This is a genomic window from Propionivibrio sp. (genome assembly GCF_049316945.1).
In the GTDB taxonomy this organism is placed as follows: domain Bacteria; phylum Pseudomonadota; class Gammaproteobacteria; order Burkholderiales; family Rhodocyclaceae; genus Propionivibrio.
Genome location: NZ_JBMOJE010000257.1, coordinates 1 through 3,560, shown reverse-complemented (window position 1 = coordinate 3,560; position 3,560 = coordinate 1). Strand labels below are relative to the sequence as shown.

Genomic DNA, 3,560 nt, shown 5'->3' with positions numbered 1-3,560 from the left:
GGTGGCTCCATTAAGCCGCGATTCAAATGGCTCCATAGGGGCGCGAGATAACACGAGGATAGGAATTAAAAAGAAAACGTGAAATTCATAGGTGAGGCCGCTCAGCGAATGCAGGTAGCCCAATACCAGAATCAGCGATCCAATTATTGCCAGGAAATAGAAATTCCCGATACGGTCAAATTTCCACAGCATTATTTCTCGAAAATTCATGGCTGAATTGTAGTTGAGATGGAAAAATTTGCTGAAACTCGGCTTGTCGGTTCCATCGATTGAAGGATAGGCGTTTACCTGATGTGACTCGTAGCACCTGTTTCCTGGCCATGCCACAGCGATCAATCCTTGCCAGAGGAATGGTGATGCGGCTTTTTTGTCAGCCAATATGCCCTCGACGACAGTCTTGAGCGTGACGGACTCGCCATACTGGGCGTCGAAGGGTTTCCCTGCACGTTCGTTAGGTCTTCAGATAGACCAGCAATGCCCATTAAAGCCTCCCAATGAGTCGGCTGGTCTCAACGGCCAGAACGACAGCCCATAGCAGAATTGAAATGCCGACAGCCGCCGCCGCCATGTCCTTGATGATGCCAATCTTTTCGTTGTGGCGTGTCTCGACGAAGTCACATAGCGCCTCCACGGCACTATTGAAAATTTCCGCAATCAAGACCAAACCGGTGACGACGAGGATGAGAAGGAAATCCAGCCATTCGCGAAGCAAAAAAGTCGCTGCCAGCACGGCGACGGACAGTACGAGATTGTAGGCCACGCTGAAGTCATACATGACGGCATAGCGCAATCCCGCAATGACGGTTCGGATTTTGCGCAGTGGGTGATAGCCGGGATCTCCGGTGCCAAGGAATTTGTTTCTCATCGCGATGAATTCCGAAGCAGGCGTCCGGTAAGCAATGCGCAACCTGCGCCGATAATGATGCCTGCCAGCACGTCACTCGGAAAGTGCACCTGGAGATACGGCCGTGAGGAGGCAACCACAATCACAGTCGCTCCCAGCGCTGTCCGTGCCGGCCAAGCAGCCCGCCAACCGAGAGCAATCGCTAGTGCAGTTGCCTGCGCGGCGTGAGCACTCGGAAAGGACGAATCCAGTGGTAGCGCTATCAGGGCCTGGTGGAGATCAGGCCGCGGGCGAGAGATCAGTTCCTTCAGTGCATAGACAACCAGAGCGGTGGCGGCAAGAGAAATTGGTCCAAGCCAGGCAACCGGCCTCGACTGCCTGGCTTGGCTACGTATGGAACAAGACACTGCGACCGGAATCAAGACCCAAAGGGAACCCAGCCAGGTCAGTCCAAGAAATGCCGCATCCAGAAAAGGCGTCCGCAGGCTGTCGGCCGACTTCAGAACTCGGCTATCCAACAACTGGATCGCATCAAGGATCACAGCGCTGCAATCTCAAGATAGCGCTCAACCGGGTTTCGTGGCCCGACCGATGGCGGCAAAACGCTGCCCAGACTTACCTCGTTGAAGCGCACACGGTAATACTCCTCGATATCTGCTCGATCAACCCGATCGGATTTTGCGACTTGATCGGGTCTGCTCTGGACAAGGGCTGGCAACAGACTTCGCGAAGCAATCCCGGTATAGCCGCTATAGAAACTGCTGGACACGCTTGAAATCATCATCATCTCCTTGCTTTGATTGGCTCTTGCATCAGGGGAGATTTGCGCCCGCCTTGCCGAGATGGCTCACGCGCAGCCCCCATGAATCCAGCGCATTCCACAACAGCGCGGCCTCACTTGGATCGAGATTTCCATCGCAGCGGATCACGTCGAACATCAGGTTCAGTGTCTGGCGGCGCAGGGATGGATCGGTCACCTTGCCGAGCAACTCCTCGACATACTCGGGTGAGATATTGTAGCTTCCCCCAACGACAGGCATGTGAATGACATCGGCGCAAATGTCGTTGAGCACCTCAAAGAACTCAGTTTTTGAAAGATGCAGTCGGCCCAGACCCTGGTGCCCGCTGAGCAGTTCGATCTCACAGGAATCCATACGCCCATCGGCGAGGAGGCTCAGCGCAACCAGTCGCGCTTGGGCATTCAACGTGTCCCGACCGTCGGCACGCATGGTCGAGTCGTGCTCGGAATGATTACCTCTGGTATCACCATTGACGACTGATTCCGATCTGCTCCTGCCCTGCTTGGCGAAGTGATACCGTCCCACAACGGGTGAATGCTTGTTTTCAGAGGATACAGGACGGTGTTGGTAGCTCAGCATCATTGCCTCCTTAAGGCTTGGGTTGGAACGTCGCACCTGCGATGGACGTACTTTAGGCAAATTCGAGATACTGATAAATAGAATCCGGTTTGATATATAGTCCAATTTTCTGGTGATATCAGGAGTGCCTCGCAATGCATCCGAGTGACCTCAATTTCCGTCATCTTCTGTATTTTTGGGCTGTCGCGCGGGAAGGCAGTATCACGCGTGCCGCAGAGACACTGGGCCTATCGGTACAGGCCATCAGCACGCAGTTGTCGCAATTGGAGGTTCAGTTGGGACAGGCGCTGCTGGTTCCGCGCGGCCGCGGTTTGACGCCTTCGGAATCTGGACGACTGGTGCTGGGCTATGCCGACCAGATTTTTCAGCTTGGAACGGAGCTTAAAGAAGCGCTCGCGACGGCTCAGGCGCCACAGCGCCGCCTTTCTGTCGGCCTAACCGATGCGATCCCCAAACTTGTTGCTTTTCGCCTGCTTGAAGTAACGTTGAACCCACCAGTCGACTGCCAACTGACCTGCCGGGAGGGCGAGCTCGATAATCTGATCACTGATCTGGCGCTACATCGTCTTGACCTAGTGCTGTCGCATCGGCCCGTTGCTCCAAGCGCGAACCTTAAAGTCTATTCGCACCCTCTTGGCAGTTTGAGCATGGCGCTCTACGGCAATGACACGTTGTGGCGGCTCTATACGACGGACTTTCCGCGCCAGCTTAACCAAGCACCCTTATTGCTGCCCATGTCGGAGAACCCCTTGCGACAGGCCGTCGAGGAATGGTTCCGCAAGCGTGGTCTGGCGTTGAAGGTTAGAGCTGAATTCTCCGACAGCGCATTGCTAAAGACTTTCGGCCGAGCAGGCGTTGGCATCTTCCCCGCGCCTACGGCGCTTGCCGAAGACCTTTGGGCTCAATTTGGTGTTCGCCAGATTGGTGTGCTCGATGGCGTGAGCGAAACGTGCTTTGCGATATCAACGGAACGACGCATCCAGCATCCTGCACTTCAAGCGATCCTTGATGCGGCATCACGCATCGCGAACTGAGGCCGCTGCAACATTGCGGCCAATAGCTAAGCTCCATCGCGACAGTACGGGTCATGGAAAACCAGTGGGACCGCCAATGTTTTCCCTAAGTCTTTCCTACTCACCTTTGCGCTGGTATGGGCCCAACAGTCCAAGGACGTTTGCTCGCTGTCGCAATGCTGGCAGATAGTTAATTGACCACGTTGGAGATCGAAAGCTTCCCTGACATATTCAAGTCCTGCCGGCGAACTCACTCATTCTGGTTTAACCGCGCTTTGTTCACCCCAAATCGCTGAAAGACGCCCAAGGCAAGGGTTTGGACGA

At 54.8% G+C, this 3,560-nt stretch carries 6 protein-coding genes; 1 reads left to right on the top strand and 5 read right to left on the bottom strand.

Going from position 1 to position 3,560, the window contains the following annotated elements; translation table 11 throughout:
* From ACOYNV_RS26610 to ACOYNV_RS26590, 5 genes are all read right to left on the bottom strand, one after another.
* A partial coding sequence (locus tag ACOYNV_RS26610; RefSeq protein WP_422902836.1) for a hypothetical protein occupies positions 1-378 on the bottom strand: 378 nt, incomplete at its 3' end.
* 103 nt (positions 379-481) lie between these two features.
* On the bottom strand, positions 482-907 hold the full coding sequence (locus tag ACOYNV_RS26605; protein WP_422902835.1) for a diacylglycerol kinase: 426 nt from the start codon (positions 905-907) through the stop codon (positions 482-484).
* Positions 862-1,251, bottom strand: a complete 390-nt coding sequence (locus tag ACOYNV_RS26600; protein ID WP_422902837.1) for a phosphatase PAP2 family protein — start codon at positions 1,249-1,251, stop codon at positions 862-864. Before ACOYNV_RS26600 ends, ACOYNV_RS26605 begins: the two co-directional genes overlap by 46 nt.
* Before the next feature lie 131 nt (positions 1,252-1,382).
* Positions 1,383-1,631, bottom strand: coding sequence for a hypothetical protein (locus ACOYNV_RS26595; protein ID WP_422902834.1), 249 nt, complete (start codon positions 1,629-1,631; stop codon positions 1,383-1,385).
* 25 nt (positions 1,632-1,656) lie between these two features.
* On the bottom strand, positions 1,657-2,226 hold the full coding sequence (locus ACOYNV_RS26590; protein WP_422902833.1) for a hypothetical protein: 570 nt from the start codon (positions 2,224-2,226) through the stop codon (positions 1,657-1,659).
* Between the two features lie 131 nt (positions 2,227-2,357).
* Between ACOYNV_RS26590 and ACOYNV_RS26585 the strand changes: the two genes are divergently transcribed.
* Entirely contained in the window at positions 2,358-3,257 is a 900-nt protein-coding gene (locus ACOYNV_RS26585; RefSeq protein ID WP_422902832.1) for a LysR family transcriptional regulator, read from the top strand.
* Positions 3,258-3,560: the final 303 nt, after the last annotated feature.